At 72.8% G+C, this 17,426-nt stretch carries 19 protein-coding genes; 13 read left to right on the top strand and 6 right to left on the bottom strand.

Translation table 11 applies throughout. The features are described from left to right. Nucleotides 1-313: 313 nt before the first annotated feature. The 3 genes from ACF1BH_RS20550 (at nucleotide 314) to ACF1BH_RS20540 (ending at nucleotide 2,067) form a co-directional block, all read left to right on the top strand. Nucleotides 314-1,141, top strand: a complete 828-nt coding sequence (locus ACF1BH_RS20550) for a Scr1 family TA system antitoxin-like transcriptional regulator (protein WP_391644061.1) — start codon at nucleotides 314-316, stop codon at nucleotides 1,139-1,141. Next, the gene (locus ACF1BH_RS20545; RefSeq protein WP_391644059.1) at nucleotides 1,138-1,344 is read left to right on the top strand and encodes a DUF397 domain-containing protein; all 207 of its coding nucleotides are present in this window, start codon (nucleotides 1,138-1,140) and stop codon (nucleotides 1,342-1,344) included. Before ACF1BH_RS20550 ends, ACF1BH_RS20545 begins: the two co-directional genes overlap by 4 nt. 156 nt (nucleotides 1,345-1,500) lie before the next feature. Then, nucleotides 1,501-2,067, top strand: coding sequence for a DUF3291 domain-containing protein (locus ACF1BH_RS20540; RefSeq protein ID WP_391644057.1), 567 nt, complete (start codon nucleotides 1,501-1,503; stop codon nucleotides 2,065-2,067). Here ACF1BH_RS20540 and ACF1BH_RS20535 read toward each other — a convergent pair. Further along, complete coding sequence (locus ACF1BH_RS20535; RefSeq protein WP_391644055.1) at nucleotides 2,064-2,651, bottom strand: TetR/AcrR family transcriptional regulator; 588 nt, start codon at nucleotides 2,649-2,651, stop codon at nucleotides 2,064-2,066. The genes ACF1BH_RS20540 and ACF1BH_RS20535 overlap by 4 nt on opposite strands. Nucleotides 2,652-2,788: 137 nt before the next feature. Between ACF1BH_RS20535 and ACF1BH_RS20530 the strand changes: the two genes are divergently transcribed. Both ACF1BH_RS20530 and ACF1BH_RS20525 read left to right on the top strand, forming a co-directional pair. Continuing rightward, the gene (locus tag ACF1BH_RS20530; protein ID WP_391644053.1) at nucleotides 2,789-3,637 is read left to right on the top strand and encodes a class I SAM-dependent methyltransferase; all 849 of its coding nucleotides are present in this window, start codon (nucleotides 2,789-2,791) and stop codon (nucleotides 3,635-3,637) included. Nucleotides 3,638-3,847: 210 nt separating this feature from the next. Further along, entirely contained in the window at nucleotides 3,848-4,312 is a 465-nt protein-coding gene (locus ACF1BH_RS20525) for a hypothetical protein (protein WP_391644051.1), read from the top strand. Between the two features lie 39 nt (nucleotides 4,313-4,351). Here the strand turns inward: ACF1BH_RS20525 and ACF1BH_RS20520 are convergent, their stop codons facing one another. The 5 genes from ACF1BH_RS20520 to ACF1BH_RS20500 form a co-directional block, all read right to left on the bottom strand. Then, complete coding sequence (locus ACF1BH_RS20520; RefSeq protein ID WP_391644049.1) at nucleotides 4,352-4,867, bottom strand: hypothetical protein; 516 nt, start codon at nucleotides 4,865-4,867, stop codon at nucleotides 4,352-4,354. A 74-nt stretch (nucleotides 4,868-4,941) separates the two neighbouring features. After that, nucleotides 4,942-5,172: a DUF397 domain-containing protein gene (locus ACF1BH_RS20515; RefSeq protein ID WP_391644047.1), complete on the bottom strand. Its 231-nt coding sequence runs from the start codon at nucleotides 5,170-5,172 to the stop codon at nucleotides 4,942-4,944. Nucleotides 5,173-5,252: 80 nt separating this feature from the next. Beyond that, nucleotides 5,253-6,110 carry a helix-turn-helix domain-containing protein gene (locus tag ACF1BH_RS20510; RefSeq protein WP_391644045.1) on the bottom strand — a complete coding sequence of 286 codons (858 nt, stop codon included), beginning with the start codon at nucleotides 6,108-6,110 and terminating at the stop codon, nucleotides 5,253-5,255. Further along, complete coding sequence (locus ACF1BH_RS20505) at nucleotides 6,094-6,606, bottom strand: DUF6879 family protein (protein ID WP_391644080.1); 513 nt, start codon at nucleotides 6,604-6,606, stop codon at nucleotides 6,094-6,096. Before ACF1BH_RS20505 ends, ACF1BH_RS20510 begins: the two co-directional genes overlap by 17 nt. 388 nt (nucleotides 6,607-6,994) lie before the next feature. Continuing rightward, entirely contained in the window at nucleotides 6,995-8,305 is a 1,311-nt protein-coding gene (locus tag ACF1BH_RS20500) for an SGNH/GDSL hydrolase family protein (RefSeq protein ID WP_391644043.1), read from the bottom strand. A gap of 344 nt (nucleotides 8,306-8,649) precedes the next feature. On the opposite strand from ACF1BH_RS20500, the gene ACF1BH_RS20495 reads away from it, so the two are divergent. From ACF1BH_RS20495 to ACF1BH_RS20460, 8 genes are all read left to right on the top strand, one after another. Next, nucleotides 8,650-9,963 carry a DUF445 domain-containing protein gene (locus ACF1BH_RS20495; protein ID WP_391644041.1) on the top strand — a complete coding sequence of 438 codons (1,314 nt, stop codon included), beginning with the start codon at nucleotides 8,650-8,652 and terminating at the stop codon, nucleotides 9,961-9,963. 83 nt (nucleotides 9,964-10,046) lie between these two features. Continuing rightward, entirely contained in the window at nucleotides 10,047-10,826 is a 780-nt protein-coding gene (locus ACF1BH_RS20490) for a class E sortase (RefSeq protein WP_391644039.1), read from the top strand. Nucleotides 10,827-10,871: 45 nt separating this feature from the next. Then, nucleotides 10,872-11,105: a DUF3311 domain-containing protein gene (locus ACF1BH_RS20485; RefSeq protein WP_391644037.1), complete on the top strand. Its 234-nt coding sequence runs from the start codon at nucleotides 10,872-10,874 to the stop codon at nucleotides 11,103-11,105. After that, a complete protein-coding gene (locus ACF1BH_RS20480; RefSeq protein WP_391644035.1) occupies nucleotides 11,102-12,676 on the top strand; it encodes a sodium:solute symporter in 1,575 nt (524 codons plus the stop codon). The genes ACF1BH_RS20485 and ACF1BH_RS20480 overlap by 4 nt, the downstream gene beginning before the upstream one ends. A 156-nt stretch (nucleotides 12,677-12,832) precedes the next feature. Continuing rightward, a complete protein-coding gene (locus ACF1BH_RS20475) occupies nucleotides 12,833-13,147 on the top strand; it encodes a DUF6412 domain-containing protein (RefSeq protein WP_391644033.1) in 315 nt (104 codons plus the stop codon). 291 nt (nucleotides 13,148-13,438) lie between these two features. Beyond that, nucleotides 13,439-14,218 (top strand): YidC/Oxa1 family membrane protein insertase, encoded by a 780-nt coding sequence (locus ACF1BH_RS20470; protein WP_391644031.1) that lies wholly within the window; start codon nucleotides 13,439-13,441, stop codon nucleotides 14,216-14,218. A 244-nt stretch (nucleotides 14,219-14,462) separates the two neighbouring features. Further along, nucleotides 14,463-15,320: a fumarylacetoacetate hydrolase family protein gene (locus tag ACF1BH_RS20465; RefSeq protein WP_391644029.1), complete on the top strand. Its 858-nt coding sequence runs from the start codon at nucleotides 14,463-14,465 to the stop codon at nucleotides 15,318-15,320. Nucleotides 15,321-15,560: 240 nt separating this feature from the next. After that, nucleotides 15,561-17,327 carry a choice-of-anchor A family protein gene (locus tag ACF1BH_RS20460; RefSeq protein WP_391644027.1) on the top strand — a complete coding sequence of 589 codons (1,767 nt, stop codon included), beginning with the start codon at nucleotides 15,561-15,563 and terminating at the stop codon, nucleotides 17,325-17,327. Nucleotides 17,328-17,426: the final 99 nt, after the last annotated feature.

The raw sequence follows: 17,426 nt of genomic DNA, 5'->3' as shown, positions 1-17,426 counted from the left end.
AACCGCTCGGCACGCGACGCACGACGGATGTGCGCCGCGTCGACCACCCACTCCACACCGCCCGTCAGCGACCGCAGCGACCACGCCCCCGCCAGCTCCCCCTTGGCGATCCCGAGACAGCGCCGCTCGGCATCCGCGACGAGTTCGCCGCGCACCGGCCGGTAAGGGACCTGACCGCGCTTTCCGGACTCCCGTTCGACAGACGCGAAGGTTCCTCTCTGTAGTCATTCCACTACCAGGGAGGTGCAGCGTGGCCTACGTTGAGTGAGCCGTTCAACGTGTGTCAGGGGGAGGAAAAGTTGGTGATCGACCCGTGAATCGCAAGGAGTTGGACCCGGACAGCTCGCCGGAGGCGGCGTTCGGAGCACGTCTGCGCACGTCGCGCGAGGAACGCGGCTGGAAGCAGGAAGAGTTGGCCGAACGGATGGGGTATTCCGGCACGCATATCTCGGCGGTGGAAACTGGCCGCAAACGTCCTACTCTTCCGCTCTCCCGGCGCGCGGACGTAGCACTGGGCACCGGAGAAGAATTCGAACGCGCGTGGCGAAAGCTCCAGCACTCGGGACTGCTGGAGGGTTTCCCGCAGTTCGTCGAGTACGAGGCGCAGGCGGTGGAGATCCGTCTGTACGAGGTTGGGGTGATACCCGGGCTGCTCCAGACGCAGGAGTACGCGACGGCGCTGGCGGAGAGTGCCGTGAAGCGCGGCGCGATCACGGAGGAGCAGGCGGAGGAGCGGGTCGCGCTCGTCGCGGAGCGACAGGAGGCCCTCCTGCGGACGCCTCCGCCGCTGGTCTTCGTAGTTCTGGATGAGGGCTGCGTGCGGCGACCCGTGGGTGGGCCGGACGTCATGGATGCCCAGTTGGGCCGGGTGCTCGAATTCGCCGAGTTGCCTAACACTGTGGTGCAGGTAGCTCCGTTCGACATGGGAACGCGTCGCACTTTCAACCTGCCGGTCTACATATTGACGCAGCCGGACCGCACGCTCATGTCGTACGCGGAGTCAGCTCAGCAGGGGCATCTTGAACGGGATATCACCTTCGTGTTGCCCATGTTGACGGCCTACCATCAACTACAGGCCGAAGCACCGTCCCAGGCGGAATCCGTGGCCATGATCAAGCAGTTGCGAAAGGGCTCCCCGTGACGACCGAATCCCCCCGCTGGTTCAAGTCCTCGTACAGCGACAACGGCGGCGCCTGCATCGAGGTTGCCGCCAACCTCGTCGCTTCGCGCGGCGTGGTCCCCGTCCGTGACTCCAAGGACCCGCAGGGCCCGGCGCTGAGTGTCGACGCCACCGTCTTCGCCTCCTTCGTCGAGGGCGTCAAGACGGGCGCCTTCCGGGGCTGAACCGGTTCCGAGGTGCGGCGGCGGGCTCATGGGCCCGCCGCCGTTTCATTGCTCCGGGGCCGCCCCGAATCCCGTAACGGGCCGGTGCGGGAGGCCACTTGGCGAGGGAAAACGCAACTTCGACAGGGGCCGCGCGGGCGGCTACCTTCCCGACGCATGCCCTCTCTTGCGCTGTACACCTTCGGCGTCCTGACGTCGCCTCTCGCCGACCCCGCCCCCCTCACCCGCGAGTTCTACGACATCGGGAAGGTCGTCTACCAGGAGATCAGCCGGAACCCCGGATACCTCGCGCACGCCGAAGCCGCAGACGCCGCGGCGGGCTCCCACTTCGACCTGGACTGGGGCGCGTGGGGCGAGTTCGCCGTACCGGCCTGGTACGACAAGGGCCGTACGCGGGAGACCACCGCCCTGGCCGCGACCCTCTCGCTCTGGACCGGTCTGCGCCCCGCCTTCGACGCCGTCTACACCGGGCTGCACCGTGCGGCGCTGAACCGGCGCCGCGACTGGTTCGAGCGGGCCGAACACCCGGGTCACGTGTTCTGGTGGGTCTCCGACGGCGTGATACCCACCTGGCGGGACGGGGTGGCCAGACTGGAACACCTCCACGACCACGGCGCCGCACCGCACGCCTTCACCTTCCGCCACGCGTTCGCCCCGGACGCGACGCCGACCGGGCTCGACGGCATCGGACCGAAGGGCGACCAGGGCGGAGCCGCCCGCTAAGGAGCGCCCAGCAACGCGCCCACCAGGCGTTGCATGGCCGGGCGTGGGTCGGGCGCGTCGGCGCCGCCGGTCATCAGCAGATGGTGGGCGGTGCCGACGAGCGCCAGCGCCGCGGTGGGCGGGTCGACGGTCGCCGCCACCCGGCCGAGCCGCTGCTCGGCCGCCAGATAGCCGGTGAGCGCCTCCTGGATCGCGGTGAAGCCCGGCGCCGTACCGCCCAGGGCCGCGCGGATGCGCGCGGTCGCCTCGGGGCGCGTCATGGCCAGGGCCGACAGGGCGAGGCCGCCGGAGTCGAAGAGCACACGGATGACGGTGTCGAGGTTCCGCGCCACCGTGCCCTGACCGGCGCGCGCAGACAGCGCCCGCGCCCCCGTCGCCGTCCGTGCGAACCGGTCGAGGCACAGCTCGGCCACGAACGCGTCGAATCCGGCGAAGTGCGCGTGCAGCAGCCCCTTGGCGCAGCCTGCCTCCGTGGTGACGGCACGGCTGGTTAGGGCGCCGGGGCCGTCCCTCTCCACGATGCGCTCGGCCGCCGCGAACAGCCGCTCACGGACATCCGGCGTCGCCACTCCACGCGGTGACATGGGCCTCTCTTCCCTCCGGTCGCCTCGCCCACCAGGGGCGTAACTCCTCCGAGGGTAAAGGGGATTGCTGGAATGGGCGAGCGCCCATATGGTTTGGGCGTTCGCCCATTCGTTGCCGTCCACCACAGGAGGCCCCCGTGCCGGACATCGTCAACACCGAACAGGCCGCGGCGTGGGACGGTCCGGAAGGCGCCCACTGGGCGCGCCACCAGGACCGCTGGAACGCCGTGAACGACGGCTTCAACGCACCGCTGCTCGACGCCGCCGTCCTCACCCCGACGGGCCGCACCCTCGACCTCGGCTGCGGCGCCGGCCGTACCACGCGGCTCGCCGCGCTCCGTACGCCCCACGGGAGCGCGGTCGGCCTCGACCTGTCCGGCCCGATGCTGGCCGAGGCGCGGGCGCGCGCGGAGCGGGAAGGCATCGCCAACGTCTCCTTCGTCCAGGGCGACGCGCAGGTGTACGCCTTCGACCCCGGCACGTTCGACGCGGCGATCAGCCGCTACGGCGTGATGTTCTTCGCCGACCCGGTGGCGGCGTTCGCCGCCGTCGGCCGGGCGCTGCGCCCCGGCGGCCGGCTGGCGTTCATCTGCCCCGCCGATCCCCCGCTCAACGACTGGGTGACGGCGGTGGAGTCCCTGCGCGGCCTCCTCCCGCTCGGCGACCTCGGCAAACCGGGCGCACCCGGCATGTTCTCCCTCGCCGACCCGGAGCACATCCGCGCCGTCCTCACCGCCGCCGGGTTCACCGGCGTCAACGTCAGCCAGGTGCAGGCGGACGGCGTCTGGGGGGAGAACGCCGAGGACGCGGCGGAGTTCCTGCTGGGCAGCGGTCCCGGGCGGCACCTGCTGGAGCAGGCCGGCCCGGCGGCCCGGGAGCACACCCACCGCACCCTGACGGATCACCTGCGCACCCACGAGGCGGCGGACGGCACGGTCCGGCTCCGCAGCACGTCGTGGCTGGTCAGGGCGGTGGTGGTGCGGTAGGTGAGCGCATTCCTCGGATATCCGATGCCTGGCGGTCCGATATCCGGAGATCCGGTGCCTGAAGGGCCGATACCTGGAGGTCCGGTGCCCGGGTATCCGGCGTCCGGAGATCCGAGGGGTGAATAGGGGTGGCGCGCCGCAACGCATCGCCGTGCAGCGGCATCTCACGGAGCGTCAGTAGACGTCAGCTCTTCGTACCAGAGGATGCTCATGAACCACCGCTATGTCTCCGGCGCCGCCGTCCTCGCCTCCGCCGCCGCCCTCGTCGCGACCGTGTCCGGCGCCGCCGTGGCCACCCCGCGCGCGGCGCCCGCCGCGCCCGCCTCCGTCCGGGCCACGGTCTGGAAGCCGTGCCACCTGCCCGCCGGCTACCAGCACTTCTTCAAGCTGAACTCCGCCCAGAACGCCCACGGCAAGCCTGTCGTGCGCGTCACCCCGGAGACCTGCAAGGTCAACACCGCCAACGACGAGGACGTCGTCTACACCCCGAGCGGGGCGGCCCGGACGCTCGGCTTCGCGCGGGGCGCCACCGTCACGGTCTTCCAGGGCAACACCCCGGTGAAGGTCACCCCGGAGTGGCTGACGAACCACAAGCTCACCAACACCCCGCACTTCGCCCTGCGCGCCGACACCCACGGCACGATCACCGCGCTCCAGGAGATCTACCACCCGTAGGCCCGTAGCGGCCTGCACCCGCCGTCCGGGCCGCGCCTGTCATGGGGCGCGGCCCGGACTGTGCGGGCCGGCCGGTGCGGGCAGGGAGGGCGAGAACGGGCACGGCAGCTCCGGCAGTGCGCGGTTCGGGGAGCAGCACACCAGGGCCAGGGAGAGGAACGCCGGGCGTTCGAGGTACAAGCCGTGGGACACGTCCCCGCCCCACCCGAGCCGTTCGGCAGCCCGGCGGGCCAGCGCCGCCGCCCGCGCCGGGACGCGGTCCGGCGCCGACGCGAAGCGGGGCGCGTACGCGGTGAGCCGGTCCCCGAGCCAGTCGGCCGCCTGCGCCGGCTCGTCCCAGGTGCCGCGCACCAGCGCATCCGGCTTGATCAGCCAGCGCGCCGTCTCCAGCGGTGGCAGATCCACGACGGGGAACTCCGCCGCCACCTCCCGGTACCGCTGGACCAGCTCCGGCCTGCCGTCCGCCGGCGGCGGCCCGGGCGGCGGTGGCCGCCGCAGCGCGTCGTCGTCGAAGCGCTGCTTGGCGCCGGTCCATACATAGCCGTGGAAGTGCAACGGATCGTCCTGTCCGGGGAGTTGGCGGCGGCCGCCGTTCCTCCGGGAGGGCGGCGGCCGCCGGGGAGCGCCGGTCAGGCCGGAACGGTGAAGCGGGCCGGGTCGATACCCGCCGCGGCCAACTCGGCGCTGGTGAACCGCAACGGCTCCGCCCCGGGCCGCTTGCTGTCGCCCAGCGCCCACGCCCCGGGCCCGATCTCCGCGAGCGTGGCGCAGGCTTCGCCGTCGGGGTGGGTGTTGCCACCGCAGGCTCTACGGAACGCGACTCCGTCGAGGGGCAGGGCGTAGAGGTCAGATGCGGGCATGGGGCGCCTCCCTTTTTCGATATCCGTGGCGTTTCTCGCCATGGATTCATCATCGGGATGCGGCTGTGGCGAATAAAGACCTAGTTACGTTGATGCCTGAAGCTCTGAGCGGTTTCCGTGAAGAATTCCGTCACGGCATCCCCGGTAAGAGAATGTGACCAGAAGAGGTCGAACAGGGGAAGGTGCTGGGATATGTCCCGGGGGTCACGCAGTACGACTTCCCCGGAGAAGAGTTCGACGGTGACGAGTCGGTCGTCGTAGATGACGAAAATGTTCATGGGTGTTCCGGGGATCTCGGCCGACTGCGGAATCACCCCCAGACGCACATTCGGCTTCTCGTTCACCTTCGCCATGTGGGCGCACTGTGCGGCCATGACCTCCGGGGCGGCACGACGCCACCGGACAGCCTGCTCGGTCATCAGGAAGAAGAACGATCGAGAGGAGTCGTCCAACACCTCCTGGCGCTCCATGCGGGCGTCAACTGCCCTGGTCACGTCACGGGCGGGAGCGCTTGCGACAGTGGGCGACAGGGTGGCGACCGCATAGTCCCGGACGTGCAGGAGACCGGTGGGGACGGCCGGGAGGAAATGCCTCATCTCCCGCGAAGAAGACTCCAGGGCCTTCAACTCTGCCTGTTTGCGGTAAAGCCCCATACGGGCGTAGGTCCGCCACGACGCATAATCGACGTTCGCCCGGCGGGCAAGCCGCAATATCTCGTCGGCCACCTCGGCAGGTACCGTCAGGGCTTTCAGGATGCGTTCGACATCCATGACGGTCGGCAGGGCCCGGCCGGTCTCGATGCGGCTGATTTTCGTCTGGCTCATGTTGCAGCGAACGGCCAGGCGTTCACCGCTCAAACCGGAAGCACGGCGGAGGCTCCGGAGAGCCCCCGCCAAGTCCTTACGCTCCCGTCCCTGCTCTTCAGGCTCGATGGACACTAAAAGGAACTGCGCTTTCGAGTGCCAGGTCCCGCCATGCGAGGTACTTGTCGATGTCCGGGTTCTGGATCAACTCCCGGTTGATCTGTGTGCCGTCGGCGCGGTAATTCAGATGCACCACGGTGGTTTCGTCGAAAAGCCAGAAATCCTGTTCGGGAAGTCCCGGGTTCGGAGTGTCCGTCAGATCAACGATCCGGTAGTCCTCCCCGGCCGCGACGTTTCCGGGAATACCCCACTCGAACAGATAGCGGCTGTAGTCGGTCAGCGGCCGCCGCACGATCTTTGCCCGTGTCATCGTGCGCCCGGCCGATGTGTGGCCCCGGATCAGGCCGTGCCACCGGGCGTTGAAACCGTCGGGTCGTGGCTCCCCGGCGAGGAACGCCCGCACCGTCTCCGCCTCGGCGGGCATCGTGTACGTCTGGTGGACCTCCATGCGGAACGCGGAACGCTTGAAGTCCCGGGAATACGCTCGCCATTCCTCGCCGTCCAGGAGGATCGGACTAGAGCCAGCCTCGGACACGGGCGGCCTCCTTCAGAATCTTCTCGGGGATCAGAACCACCGACTCGCCCTCGGGCGTCCGCCGGGCCACGTCGTATCCCTGAACTGCCAGCATCAAGGGATCCGCCGTCGTACACGGTCGGACAGTCGCCGTCACCGCACGTGTCATCGTCCCCACCGCTGCACGGCCCGCCCGCGATCATGCGTAGTACATCCACGGAACTCCCCCTCCGCTCTTGGTGATCAGCAAGGTACGGAGTGCCGCACCCCTGCCACAAGGGCGGCGGGCCGCCAGTCATGTACTCGCATAACCCGGGGGCTGCGAGGCGCGGTCACACAGGGGCTGACCTGGGACGAGGACGGCCCCCGCAACCCGCCGCCCCCCTCACAGCGAAGCCGGGGCCGCCCGCCGCAGATGGTCCAGGTTGATCGCGTCGGCCATCGCGCGGTAGCCCTCGTCGCTGGGGTGGAGGTGGTCGCCGGAGTCGTACGAGGGGCGGAGGCGTTCGGGGGACCAGGGGTCGCGGAGGGCCTTGTCGAAGTCGACGACCTCGTCGAAGACGGCGCCGGAGCGGATGGTCGCGTTCACCTCGCGGCGGACCTCGTCCAGCTTGGCGGTGTACCCGCGGTGGCCGCTGAACGGGGTGAGCGTGCCGCCGGTCACCCGCAGACCGCGGGCGTGCGCGTCGCGGACGATCTGCCGCATCCCGGCGAGGATCTTCTCCGGGTCGTACTGGCGGGGCGTCTTGAGCAGGTCGTTGATGCCGATCTCGACCACCACCGCCTTCACGCCGGTGCGCGAGAGGGCGTCGCGGTCGAGGCGGGACAGCGCGCTGGGACCGTTGTTGGGGGAGAAGCGGGAGCCGTTGACCAGCAGACGGTTGCCGCTGATGCCCTGGTTGAGGACGCCGTAGCGGGGCGCCCCCGGTTCGCTGCGCAGCCGGGTGGCGAGGAAGTCCGTCCAGCGGTGGTTGGCGCCCGCGGTGGAGGTGATGCCGTCGGTGATCGAGTCGCCGATGACCACCACCGCGCCGTGCGCCTCGGTGCTCCACACGTCGACGCCGGTCAGATACCGCCAGTACGGGCTCTGCTCGGTGTACGCCGCGCCCGTCGTGTCCTCCGTACGGTCGCCGCGCGCCAGGTACGACGTCTGGCGGGCGTACGGGTGGTACGTGGCCGGGCCGGACGGCGACGGGGAGTACGTGGTGACCAGCATGTCCGTGTCCTGCGGGACGGACAGCCGGACCGGGTCGCTGGTGACCGCGCCGCCCGCCGGGATGGTCACCGCCGCCCGGCCGCCGAACGCCAGACGGCGCATGGTGCCGGGCGCCGCCGTCGGATCGCTGGGCGCCGCGGCGAGCGCCAGGGAGGCGTGGCTGACCGGGAGCGGGCGGGTGCCGTAGAGGTTGGACAGCTGGATACGGGCGCTGGAGCCGCCGACGCTGGTGTGCACGACGTTCCGGATCGACATGCCCGCGTAGCCGTCCAGCGTGCCCGGCTCGGCGGCCGCGGCCGCCGCGGACCAGGTTCCGACCCACTGACCGGAGACGGCGGGCGCCGCCGGGTTGCGGGGCTGGTGCGCGGAGTTGTTGCCCCAGGACCCGCCGCCGCCGAAGCCGACGAAGATGGCGGTCGAGACGAGCACCACCACGGCCGCCAGACCGGCGAGCAGGGCGTAGCCCACACTTTTGTTCATGCGGGGCGGATCTCCTGGGACGGCGGAGCCGCGGGCTCCGGGCGGGCAGGGGCGGCCGGGGCGCCTCGGCTGCCGCCGCCTCCGCGGCTCGGAGGGCGGCGGACCTGGGCGTCCGGCGATCAGCGGCACCGTTGCGGTCCGATCGGTCCCGCCATGATCCCACGGCGGATCCGGGGGGCGCCCGGCGCCCTTTGCGCGCCCCCTCCTGGAGCGGACGCGTGGGACTCGTGGTTCGTTCCACCGGTGGGTCACAGTTGACCCACGCGGCCTCCCGCGGCCGGTACCCGGCGCGGCGCGGCCGGTCCGCGGTGCGCCGCACCGCGGGATTCGGGAACGGTGGAGTGATGGAACGCACGCAGACGACGTCGGCGCCGCACGCGGCCCTGCCGGGCGGCACCGGCCCGCAGGCCGCCGCCGACCGGGACAGACGCCGGGCCGTACGGCGGATGAAGACGATCGCCACCGGCCTGCTGCTGACGGTCGCGCTGATCTACGTCCTGGCCAAGTGGGCCGGGGCGTCCGGCGCCGGGGGCTGGGCCGGATATGTCGCCGCGGCGGCCGAGGCGGGCATGGTGGGCGCGCTGGCCGACTGGTTCGCGGTCACCGCGCTCTTCAAGCGGCCCATGGGGCTGCCCATCCCGCACACCGCCATCATCCCCACCAAGAAGGACCAACTGGGGCAGAGCCTCGGCGAGTTCGTCGGGGAGAACTTCCTCTCCGACGAGGTGGTCCGCCGCCGGCTGCGCTCCGTCGGCATCGGACGGCGGCTCGGAGGCTGGCTGGCGGAGCCCCGTAACGCCGACCGGGTGACCGCCGAGCTGTCCACGGCGCTGCGCGGCGCGCTGACGGTGCTGCGCGACGCCGACGTCCAGGCGGTCGTGGGAGAGGCGATCACCCGGCGGGCCGACGCGCAGGAGATCGCGCCGGGGCTCGGCTCGATGCTCGGCAAGATCGTCGCGGACGGCGGCCACCGGCGGGTGGTGGACCTGATCTGCGCCCGCGCCCACGACTGGCTGGTCACCCACGGCGACTCGGTGATGAGCGCGGTCTCCGGCGGGGCGCCCGGCTGGACACCCCGGTTCGTCGACCGGAAGGTGGGCGACCGGGTCTACAAGGAGCTGCTGCGCTTCGTCACCGAGATGCGCGACATGCCCGAGCACCCGGCGCGCGGCGCGCTGGACCGCTTCCTCACCGACTTCGCCACCGACCTGCGCACCGACCCCGACACCCGGGCCCGCGTCGAACGCCTCAAGTCCGAGGTGCTGGGCCGCGGCGAGGTACAGGACCTCATCGCCTCCGCCTGGAACGCGGTCCGCGCGATGATCGTGGCCGCGGCGGAGGACGAGCACAGCGAACTGCGGCAGCGGGCCCGCGCCGCCCTGCTCTCCCTGGGACGGCGCCTCGCCCACGACGAACGGCTCCAGGGCAAGGTCGACGGCTGGCTGGAGGGCGCCGCCGTCTACGTCGTGACGACGTATCAGCACGAGATCACCGCCCTCATCACCGACACCGTCGCCTCCTGGGACGCCGAACAGACCTCCCGGAAGATCGAGGCGCACATCGGGCGTGACCTGCAGTTCATCCGGATCAACGGCACGGTGGTCGGCGCGCTGGCCGGACTGGGCATCTACGCGGTCTCGCAGGCGTTCGGATGGTGAGGCCGCCCGGCCGCCCGGCCGCCGCCTGAGCCGGACCGGTCTCGCCCCTGGTGACCTCCACCCGCAGGGTCTACGGTGCCCGCGTGCAGGGGTCCTGGGAGCGGGCGGTTGCGGTGCGGGGGCGGCGGCGGGCGCCGGGCCGGGCGGTGCGGGCGCTCGCCGAGACGGCGGTCACCTGCGGCGCGGTCCTGCTGCTGCTCGTCGTCCACCAGCTGTGGTGGACCAACCGCCAGGCCCACGAAGCCGCACAGGACCGCGTCGGACAGCTGGAACGCCGGTGGGCCCGCCCGCAGCGCCCGCCCGCCGCACCGCCCGCGCCCGACGGCCCCGCGCCCTCCGGCCACGCGCCGACGACGGGCCCGGCCCCCCGCCCCCGCGCCCCGGCCGCCCGGCCCGCGCCGCCGCGCCCGGCCGCCGACGGGTACGCCGTCCTCCGCATCCCCCGCCTCGGGCTCGCCGTGCCGGTCGCCGAGGGCATCGGCCGGACCGCGGTCCTCGACAAGGGGTACGTGGGCCACTACCCGGGCACCGCGCAGCCCGGCGGCAGCGGGAACGCCGCGCTGGCCGGACACCGCAACACCCACGGCGAGCCGTTCCGCCACCTCGACCGGATGCGGGTCGGCGACACCGTCCGCGTCGACACCGCCGACGCCGTCCTCACCTACGTCGTCCGCGCCGTGCTGCCCCGCACCACCCCCGGCGACACCGGCGTCCTCGCGCCCGTCCCGCGCAGCACCGTCCACCCCGCGTACGGGTTCACCGCCCCGGGCGCGTATCTCACCCTGACGACCTGTACGCCGGAGTTCACCTCCACGTACCGGCTGATCGTCTGGGCGGAGCTGCGGAGCAGCGGTCCGCGCTGACCGGGGCCTGCCGCCGGGGCCTGCCAGCCCTTAAGCTCTCGCCCCGTGCGAAATCAGACACCCGGTGGCGCGCCCCCGGGCTCCCGCAAGCGCCCGGCGCTGCTGTGGCTGCTGCTGCCCTACGTCCTCTTCCTGGCCGTGTTGCCGCTGGTCAACCGGCTCACGCCGACCGTGTTCGGGCTGCCGTTCCTCTTCTTCTGGATGCTGCTGGCGACCGTGGCGACACCGGGCGCGGTGTGGCTGGCGCGCCGTGGCGACCTGCGGCAGGGGCAGCGATGAAGGCGACCGTCGCCACCTCCGTCTTCGCCGTCTTCATGGCGCTGACCCTCGCGCTGGGCCTGCTGGCGGTCCGCGCCCGGCGCGGCGGACGCCGTGAGCGCGGGCTCGCCGAGTGGTCGGTCGGCGGCCGCAGCCTGGGCACCGTCTTCATCTGGGTGCTGATGGCCGGCGAGAGCTACACCAGCTTCAGCTACCTCGGCGCCGCCGGCTGGGGCTACCGCTTCGGCGCCCCGGTCCTCTACGTCATCGCGTACATGTCCTGCGGCTACGCCCTGGGCTATGTCGTCGGCCCGATGCTCTGGGCGTACGCGCGCCGCCATGGGCTGGTCGGCATCACCGACATCGTCGCGCACCGCTACGGCCGCCCCTGGCTGGGCACCGCCGTCGCCCTCTTCGCCACCGTCTGCCTGCTGCCGTACATCCAGCTCCAGATCACCGGCATGGGCGTCGTCGTCTCGACGATCTCCTACGGCGCGATCAGCCTCAACTGGGCCTACTTCCTCGGCTTCGCCCTCACCACCACCTTCGTCGTGGTCAGCGGACTGCGCGGCAGCGCCTGGGTCTCCGTCCTCAAGGACGTCCTGGTCATCGCCACCCTCGGCTTCCTCGTCGTCTACGTGCCGCTGCACTACTTCGACGGCTACGGCGCCTTCCTCGACCGGGTGGTCGCCGAGAAGCCGCAGTGGCTGACGTTCCCCGGGCACGAGTCCGGCGGTCTGGGCCAGGGCTGGTTCATCTCCACCACCGTCGTCAACTCCCTGACCGTGGTGATCTTCCCGACGACCGTCGCCGGCTACCTCGGCGCCCGCAGCGCCGACACCCTGCGGCGCAACGCCGTCTACCTGCCCGCGTACAACGTGCTGCTGTTCGTGCCGGTGGCGCTCGGCATGGCGGCGCTGTTCGTGGTGCCGGGGCTGACCGGCACCCAGTCCGACCTGGCGCTCTTCAAACTGGTCACGGACTCCCTCCCGGCCTGGGCGGTCGGTGTGATCGGGGTGGCCGCGGCGCTCTCCTCGATCGTCCCGATGGCGGTGTTCATGCTGGTCATCGGCACGATGTGGGGCCGCAGCGTGTTCGGCGCACGGTCCGGCGGCGGGACGGGCCCGGAGACACCGGTGGACGGCCCGGCCGGGCAGCGGCAGAAGCGGTGGTCGCAGCTGGTCGTGGTCGCCGCCGGCACCCTCGCCCTGCTCCTGACCTACTTCGCCCCGCAGACCCTCGTCCGCCTCTCCCTCATCTCGTACGAGGGCATGGCGCAGCTGGTGCCGATGCTGCTGCTGGGGCTGGTCTGGCGGCGCTTCACCTGGCAGGCGGCGGTCGCCGGGGCGGCGTGCGGCATCGCCTTCGTCTGCACGGCGGTCTTCGGCGGCCACGACCCGCTGTGGGGCGTCAACGCGGGGCTGCTCGCGCTGGCGCTGAACCTCGCGGTCGCCCTCGCCGTCACCCGCTTCGGGCCGCGCGGGCGGGACGCGCGGCCGGACGGGGAGGTGCTGGCCGTGGACGACGAGTTCCCGCGCCTGACGGAGCCGGAGCGCGGCGTCACGGTGGGCGCGGCGGACGCCCGGAGCTGACCGGACCGGTGGGCGGACCAGGCGTTCCGCCCACCCGCTCCCCGAACCGCGCGCACCGTGGTTACCCTTGACGCCACGACAGGCCCCGCGCCGTACGGGCGCGGGCCGCGCCGGGTCCGCCCGGCGCACCGACCGACCGCCGTGAGGAGGCGCCCGATGTCGCGCATCGCCGAACTCTGGCGGCTCCACCCCTCGGCCCTGGCGCTCCTCCTCGTCGGCCTGCTGCTGGCGGAGAGCGGCCTGGCCACGGCGCTCACCGCCGCCGCGACCACCGGCGCCATGCTGCTGCTGTGCCGGGCGTTCCTGCTCGGGCTCCTCGCCGGGGCCGCCCGGCCGATGCCGCCGGGCCGGGTCCGCACCGCGATCCGGGACCGCGAGCGGCGCACCGCCTTCCTGCCGCAACGCGACCCCGACGCCGCCGGCCGCCCGCGGCCCCGGGCACCCGGCCGCGCCCTCCCGACGGCCGCGTAGACGCACCGCGGGCAGCCGCCCGCACCCGCCCGCCGGGCCCCGCATCCGGGAGCCCGCACCGGCGACGTACCCAGGGCCCGCCCTCCTCCGGGGAGCCCGGCCCGGCCCCGCACCGCGGGGTCCGGGCGTACGCCCACCCGTTCCGGCGCCGCCCCGACCGCACCGCCCGGCCCGTCCCCACGGGCTCCCGGGCGGCCGGTCCGGCGCTCAGGTCACGGCACCCGCGTCCCGCACGGCCCGTCACGCCGCTTCCTCATCCCGGCACGACGAGACCCCGTGGAGGGCTCACCCATGTCCGTTTTCGGTCCGCTCGGTGATCTGCTGGCGCACGGCGCGCAGACGATCGAACCGCTCTTCGGCGCCTCGGCCACGGCCGCCGCCATCGTCCTGTGCACACTGGCGGTCCGCGCCGCGCTGCACCCGCTGGCCCGCGCCGCCGCCCGCGGCGAGAAGGCCCGCGCCGCGCTCGCCCCGCAGCTCACCGCCCTCCAGCGCAAGCACAAGGGCGACCCGGAGAAGCTGCGCCGCGCCACCACCGAGCTGTACGCCACCACCGGCGCCTCCCCGCTCGCCGGCTGTCTGCCCTCGCTGCTCCAGCTGCCCGTCTTCTTCGTGATGTACCACCTCTTCTCCACCGGCGGCTCCGGGCTGCTCGGCCACACCCTCCTCGGCGCGCCGCTCGGCGGGCACTGGACGCAGGCGCTGGCCGACGGCGGCCCGTTCGGCCCGCACGGGCTGGTCTACCTGGGGCTGTTCGCGCTGGTCTGCGCCGTCGCCACCTGGAACCACCGGCGGGCGCGGGCCGCCGCGGCCCGGCGGCCGGACGGCGAGGCCCCCGCGCTGCCGGGCGGCGCGGGCCTGACCAAGGCGCTGCCGCTGCTCTCGTACGCCACGCTGATCACCGTCGCCGTGGTGCCGCTCGCCGCCGCGCTGTACGTCGTCACCACCACGGCGTGGACCGCCGCCGAACGCGCCCTGCTCCACCGCGACCGGCCCGCCGCGGCATCCGGGGCATCCGGCGCGGGCCGGGACGGCGCCGCACGGGCGGAGGCGGTACCGGTCCGGAGCTGAACCGCACGGCCGGAAGCCTCCGCCCCGGAGCCGCCGGAGCGGGGGATTTCGGCCCCCAGGGGGTGTCTTCCCGGCCTTCGCGGGGCCGCGACGCCCGGAAAGCGCCCCCTGGTCCCAGCCCGTGGACGGGGGTCTTGCGCAGTGGACGGGGTTCCTGCACGATCGCCCGACTGCCCGATGGCCGTCCCCATCGGCCGGCCCGGGAGGACCCTTCCGGGCCGACCTTCGACCACGGGAGTGACCGATGAAACTGCTGCGTGTCGGAACCACAGGGGCGGAACGCCCGGCGCTGCTCGACGCGGACGGAGCGCTGCGGGACCTGTCCGGGCTGGTGCCGGACATCGACGGAACGCTGCTCGCGGATGACGCGGCGCTCGCCCGCATCCGTACGGCCGCGGACGCGGACGAACTGCCCGTCCTCGACGCGGCGGGGCTGCGCACCGGCCCGCCCGTCGCCCGGATCGGCAAGGTCGTGTGCATCGGGCTGAACTACCACGACCACGCCCGGGAGACCGGCGCCGCCGTCCCCGAGGAACCGATCATCTTCCTCAAGGCGCCGGACACGGTCGTCGGGCCCGACGACACGGTGCTGGTGCCGCGGGGCGCCGAGAAGACGGACTGGGAGGTCGAACTCGCCGTCGTCATCGGCCGCACCGCCCGCTACCTGCCGGACGGCGAGGCGGCGCGCGCCGTCATCGCCGGGTACACGATCGCCCACGACGTCTCCGAGCGCGCCTTCCAGATCGAGCGGGGCGGCCAGTGGGACAAGGGCAAGAACTGCGAGACCTTCAACCCGCTGGGCCCCTGGCTGGTCACCGCCGACGAGGTGCCCGACCCGCAGGCGCTCGGGCTGCGGCTGTGGGTCAACGGCGAGCTGCGGCAGCGCGGCACCACCGCCGAGCAGATCTTCCCGGTGGCCGAGGTGGTCCGGTACGTCAGCCACTTCATGACGCTGTACCCGGGCGACGTCATCAACACCGGCACCCCGGCGGGCGTCGCGATGGGGCAGCCGGAGCCCAAGCCGTATCTGCGCCCGGGCGATGTGGTCGAGCTGGAGATCGACGGCCTGGGCCGCCAGCGCCAGCAGCTCAAGGACGCCTGACGATCCACCGGCTGACGTCGGATCACAGGGACGTGCGCCGGTTGACGGGGTGACACCTGCGGCCGGTGCCCGGGCGCGTCGCTACGGCAGATGGCTCTCCGAGGGCCCATCTACCGGTCGGTTTTCCGGCGGCGCGCCCGGGGGCTCCCGGGTGTGTGCAGGTGCCTTCCGCATAGTGTGCCCGGTATGCGAGGAAAGCAGAAAAGATGGTTTAGGGTGGCATTGGCCGCCTTGGTCGGTATGATGCTCGCCACTCTGGGGCTCGGTAGCGCCGTGGTGTTCGCCGATCCTCTGCCGGGCGGGCTCGGCCCGTGTCTGGGCAGCGACTGCCCCGGCTCCTTCGAGGACCCCAACAACGGCCCGATCGCGGGCCACGACGAGAACATCAACATCTACGTCGGCGGCAACTACCACGTCGGCGGTGCGGCGGCCGAGGCCGAGGGCAAGATCGTCACCCTCGGCGACTTCGCCATGAACAAGACCGGCGGATCGAGCGTCTACAACGTCGGGGTCGTCGGTGTCGGTTCGCGTGTCCCGCCGCCGAACGGCTCGGACTTCCTCACCGTCGGCAACGACGTCACCGTCGCCCCCGGTCAGCGTCTCCTCGCCGAGGAAGGCGCCACCTCCGGCGTGGTGAAGTACGGCGGGGCGCTCAGCGGCACGGTCCTGCCCTCGGCCGTCCACGACGCGGCCGCCGCCGACCCCTACCGCGGCCTGCGGGCCCAGCTGACCGAGTCCAGCTCCTGCTACGCCTACGTCGACGGGGCGTCGCGCCCCGCGACCGGCACCGCCGTCAACCAGGGCTACCAGACCCTCTTCCGCGGCGACGGCACCTCGCAACTCCAGGTCTTCAACGTCGACTTCGACATCGCGTCGGCGAACGGCGGGGACCAGGGCATCGCCTTCGAGAACATCCCCGACGGCGCGACCGTCCTGGTCAACATGCTCGGCACCAGCCGCACCATCAGCACCTACATCGGCCACGACCTCCAGCCCCGCGGGATCCGCGAGCGGCTGCTGTGGAACTTCCCGGACGCGACATCGGTCAACTTCCAGGGCAGTGCGCAGTTCCAGGGCGCCGTCCTGGTCGGCCGCCCGTCGAGCCTGACGACGGTCACCGTGCCCGGTATGAACGGCCGCTTCTTCACCGCGGGTTCCCTGGACCACCGCGGCACCAGCGGCTCGGAGTTCCACAACTACCCGTTCACCGGCGACCTGCCCAACTGTGCCGAGGTCCCGTCGCCGACCCCCTCGCCCACGGCGCCGACGCCCACGCCGACGGAGCCGACCCCGACACCCACGGAGCCGACGGTCACCCCGACCGTGCCGACCCCGACCCCGACGGTGCCGACCGCGACGCCCACGACGCCGACCGCGACGCCGACGCCGACGCCGACCCGGCCCACGGCGACCCCGACGCGCCCGACGCCGACGCCGACCCGGCCGACGGCAACGCCGACGGGCCCGACCGCGACGCCGACGGTGCCGACCCCGACGCCGACCCGGCCCACGGCAACGCCGACGCGCCCGACCGCGACGCCGACCCCGACGCCGACCCGGCCGACGGTCCGCCCCACGGAGCCGACGGGCCGTCCGACGTACCCCACCGGCCGTCCCACCGAGCCCACCGTCCATCCGACCGAGCCGACGGAGTGGCCGACCGAGCCCACCGGCGGCCCGACGGAGCCCACCTGGCACCCGACCGAGCCCACCGGCCACGCCACCGAGCCCACCTGGCACACCACGCACCACCCCACCGGACACCCGAGCGCCTCGTGGAGTGACGGGGGCTGGGGCGACGGCGGCTCCGACTGGGGCGGCCACGGCCACGGCCACGGCTCCGGCGGTGGTGACGGCGGCCACGGCCACGGGCACGGCCACGGTCATGACGAGGAACTGGCCGCCAGCGGCGCGCTCAGCAACCCCTGGCTGATCAGCTCCGCCATCGGTGCGCTGACCATCGGCGCGGCGCTCGTCCTGCTCCTCCGTAACCGCCGAACCGACTGACCCACCCGGCGGCCGGCACCCTGACGTCCGGCCGTCACCCCCCTCCGGGGCCCCGGTCACCACGGTGACCGGGGCCCCGTCCCGTCCGGGGCGCCGGGC

Source organism: Streptomyces sp. NPDC014733 (assembly GCF_043083385.1).
In the GTDB taxonomy this organism is placed as follows: domain Bacteria; phylum Actinomycetota; class Actinomycetes; order Streptomycetales; family Streptomycetaceae; genus Streptomyces.
The sequence above is the reverse complement of the archived record's forward strand: the minus strand, read 5'-3'. Positions and strand labels throughout refer to the sequence as shown.

What these genes read in the sequence shown, in the direction of transcription:
- ACF1BH_RS20540 (WP_391644057.1), top strand. Translation starts at nt 1,501, where the DNA reads ATGCCCTCTCTTGCGCTGTACACCTTCGGCGTCCTGACGTCGCCTCTC.
- ACF1BH_RS20535 (WP_391644055.1), bottom strand. Translation starts at nt 2,651, where the DNA reads ATGTCACCGCGTGGAGTGGCGACGCCGGATGTCCGTGAGCGGCTGTTC.
- ACF1BH_RS20525 (WP_391644051.1), top strand. Translation starts at nt 3,848, where the DNA reads ATGAACCACCGCTATGTCTCCGGCGCCGCCGTCCTCGCCTCCGCCGCC.
- ACF1BH_RS20515 (WP_391644047.1), bottom strand. Translation starts at nt 5,172, where the DNA reads ATGCCCGCATCTGACCTCTACGCCCTGCCCCTCGACGGAGTCGCGTTC.
- ACF1BH_RS20500 (WP_391644043.1), bottom strand. Translation starts at nt 8,305, where the DNA reads ATGAACAAAAGTGTGGGCTACGCCCTGCTCGCCGGTCTGGCGGCCGTG.
- ACF1BH_RS20495 (WP_391644041.1), top strand. Translation starts at nt 8,650, where the DNA reads ATGGAACGCACGCAGACGACGTCGGCGCCGCACGCGGCCCTGCCGGGC.
- ACF1BH_RS20480 (WP_391644035.1), top strand. Translation starts at nt 11,102, where the DNA reads ATGAAGGCGACCGTCGCCACCTCCGTCTTCGCCGTCTTCATGGCGCTG.
- ACF1BH_RS20475 (WP_391644033.1), top strand. Translation starts at nt 12,833, where the DNA reads ATGTCGCGCATCGCCGAACTCTGGCGGCTCCACCCCTCGGCCCTGGCG.
- ACF1BH_RS20470 (WP_391644031.1), top strand. Translation starts at nt 13,439, where the DNA reads ATGTCCGTTTTCGGTCCGCTCGGTGATCTGCTGGCGCACGGCGCGCAG.
- ACF1BH_RS20465 (WP_391644029.1), top strand. Translation starts at nt 14,463, where the DNA reads ATGAAACTGCTGCGTGTCGGAACCACAGGGGCGGAACGCCCGGCGCTG.
- ACF1BH_RS20460 (WP_391644027.1), top strand. Translation starts at nt 15,561, where the DNA reads ATGATGCTCGCCACTCTGGGGCTCGGTAGCGCCGTGGTGTTCGCCGAT.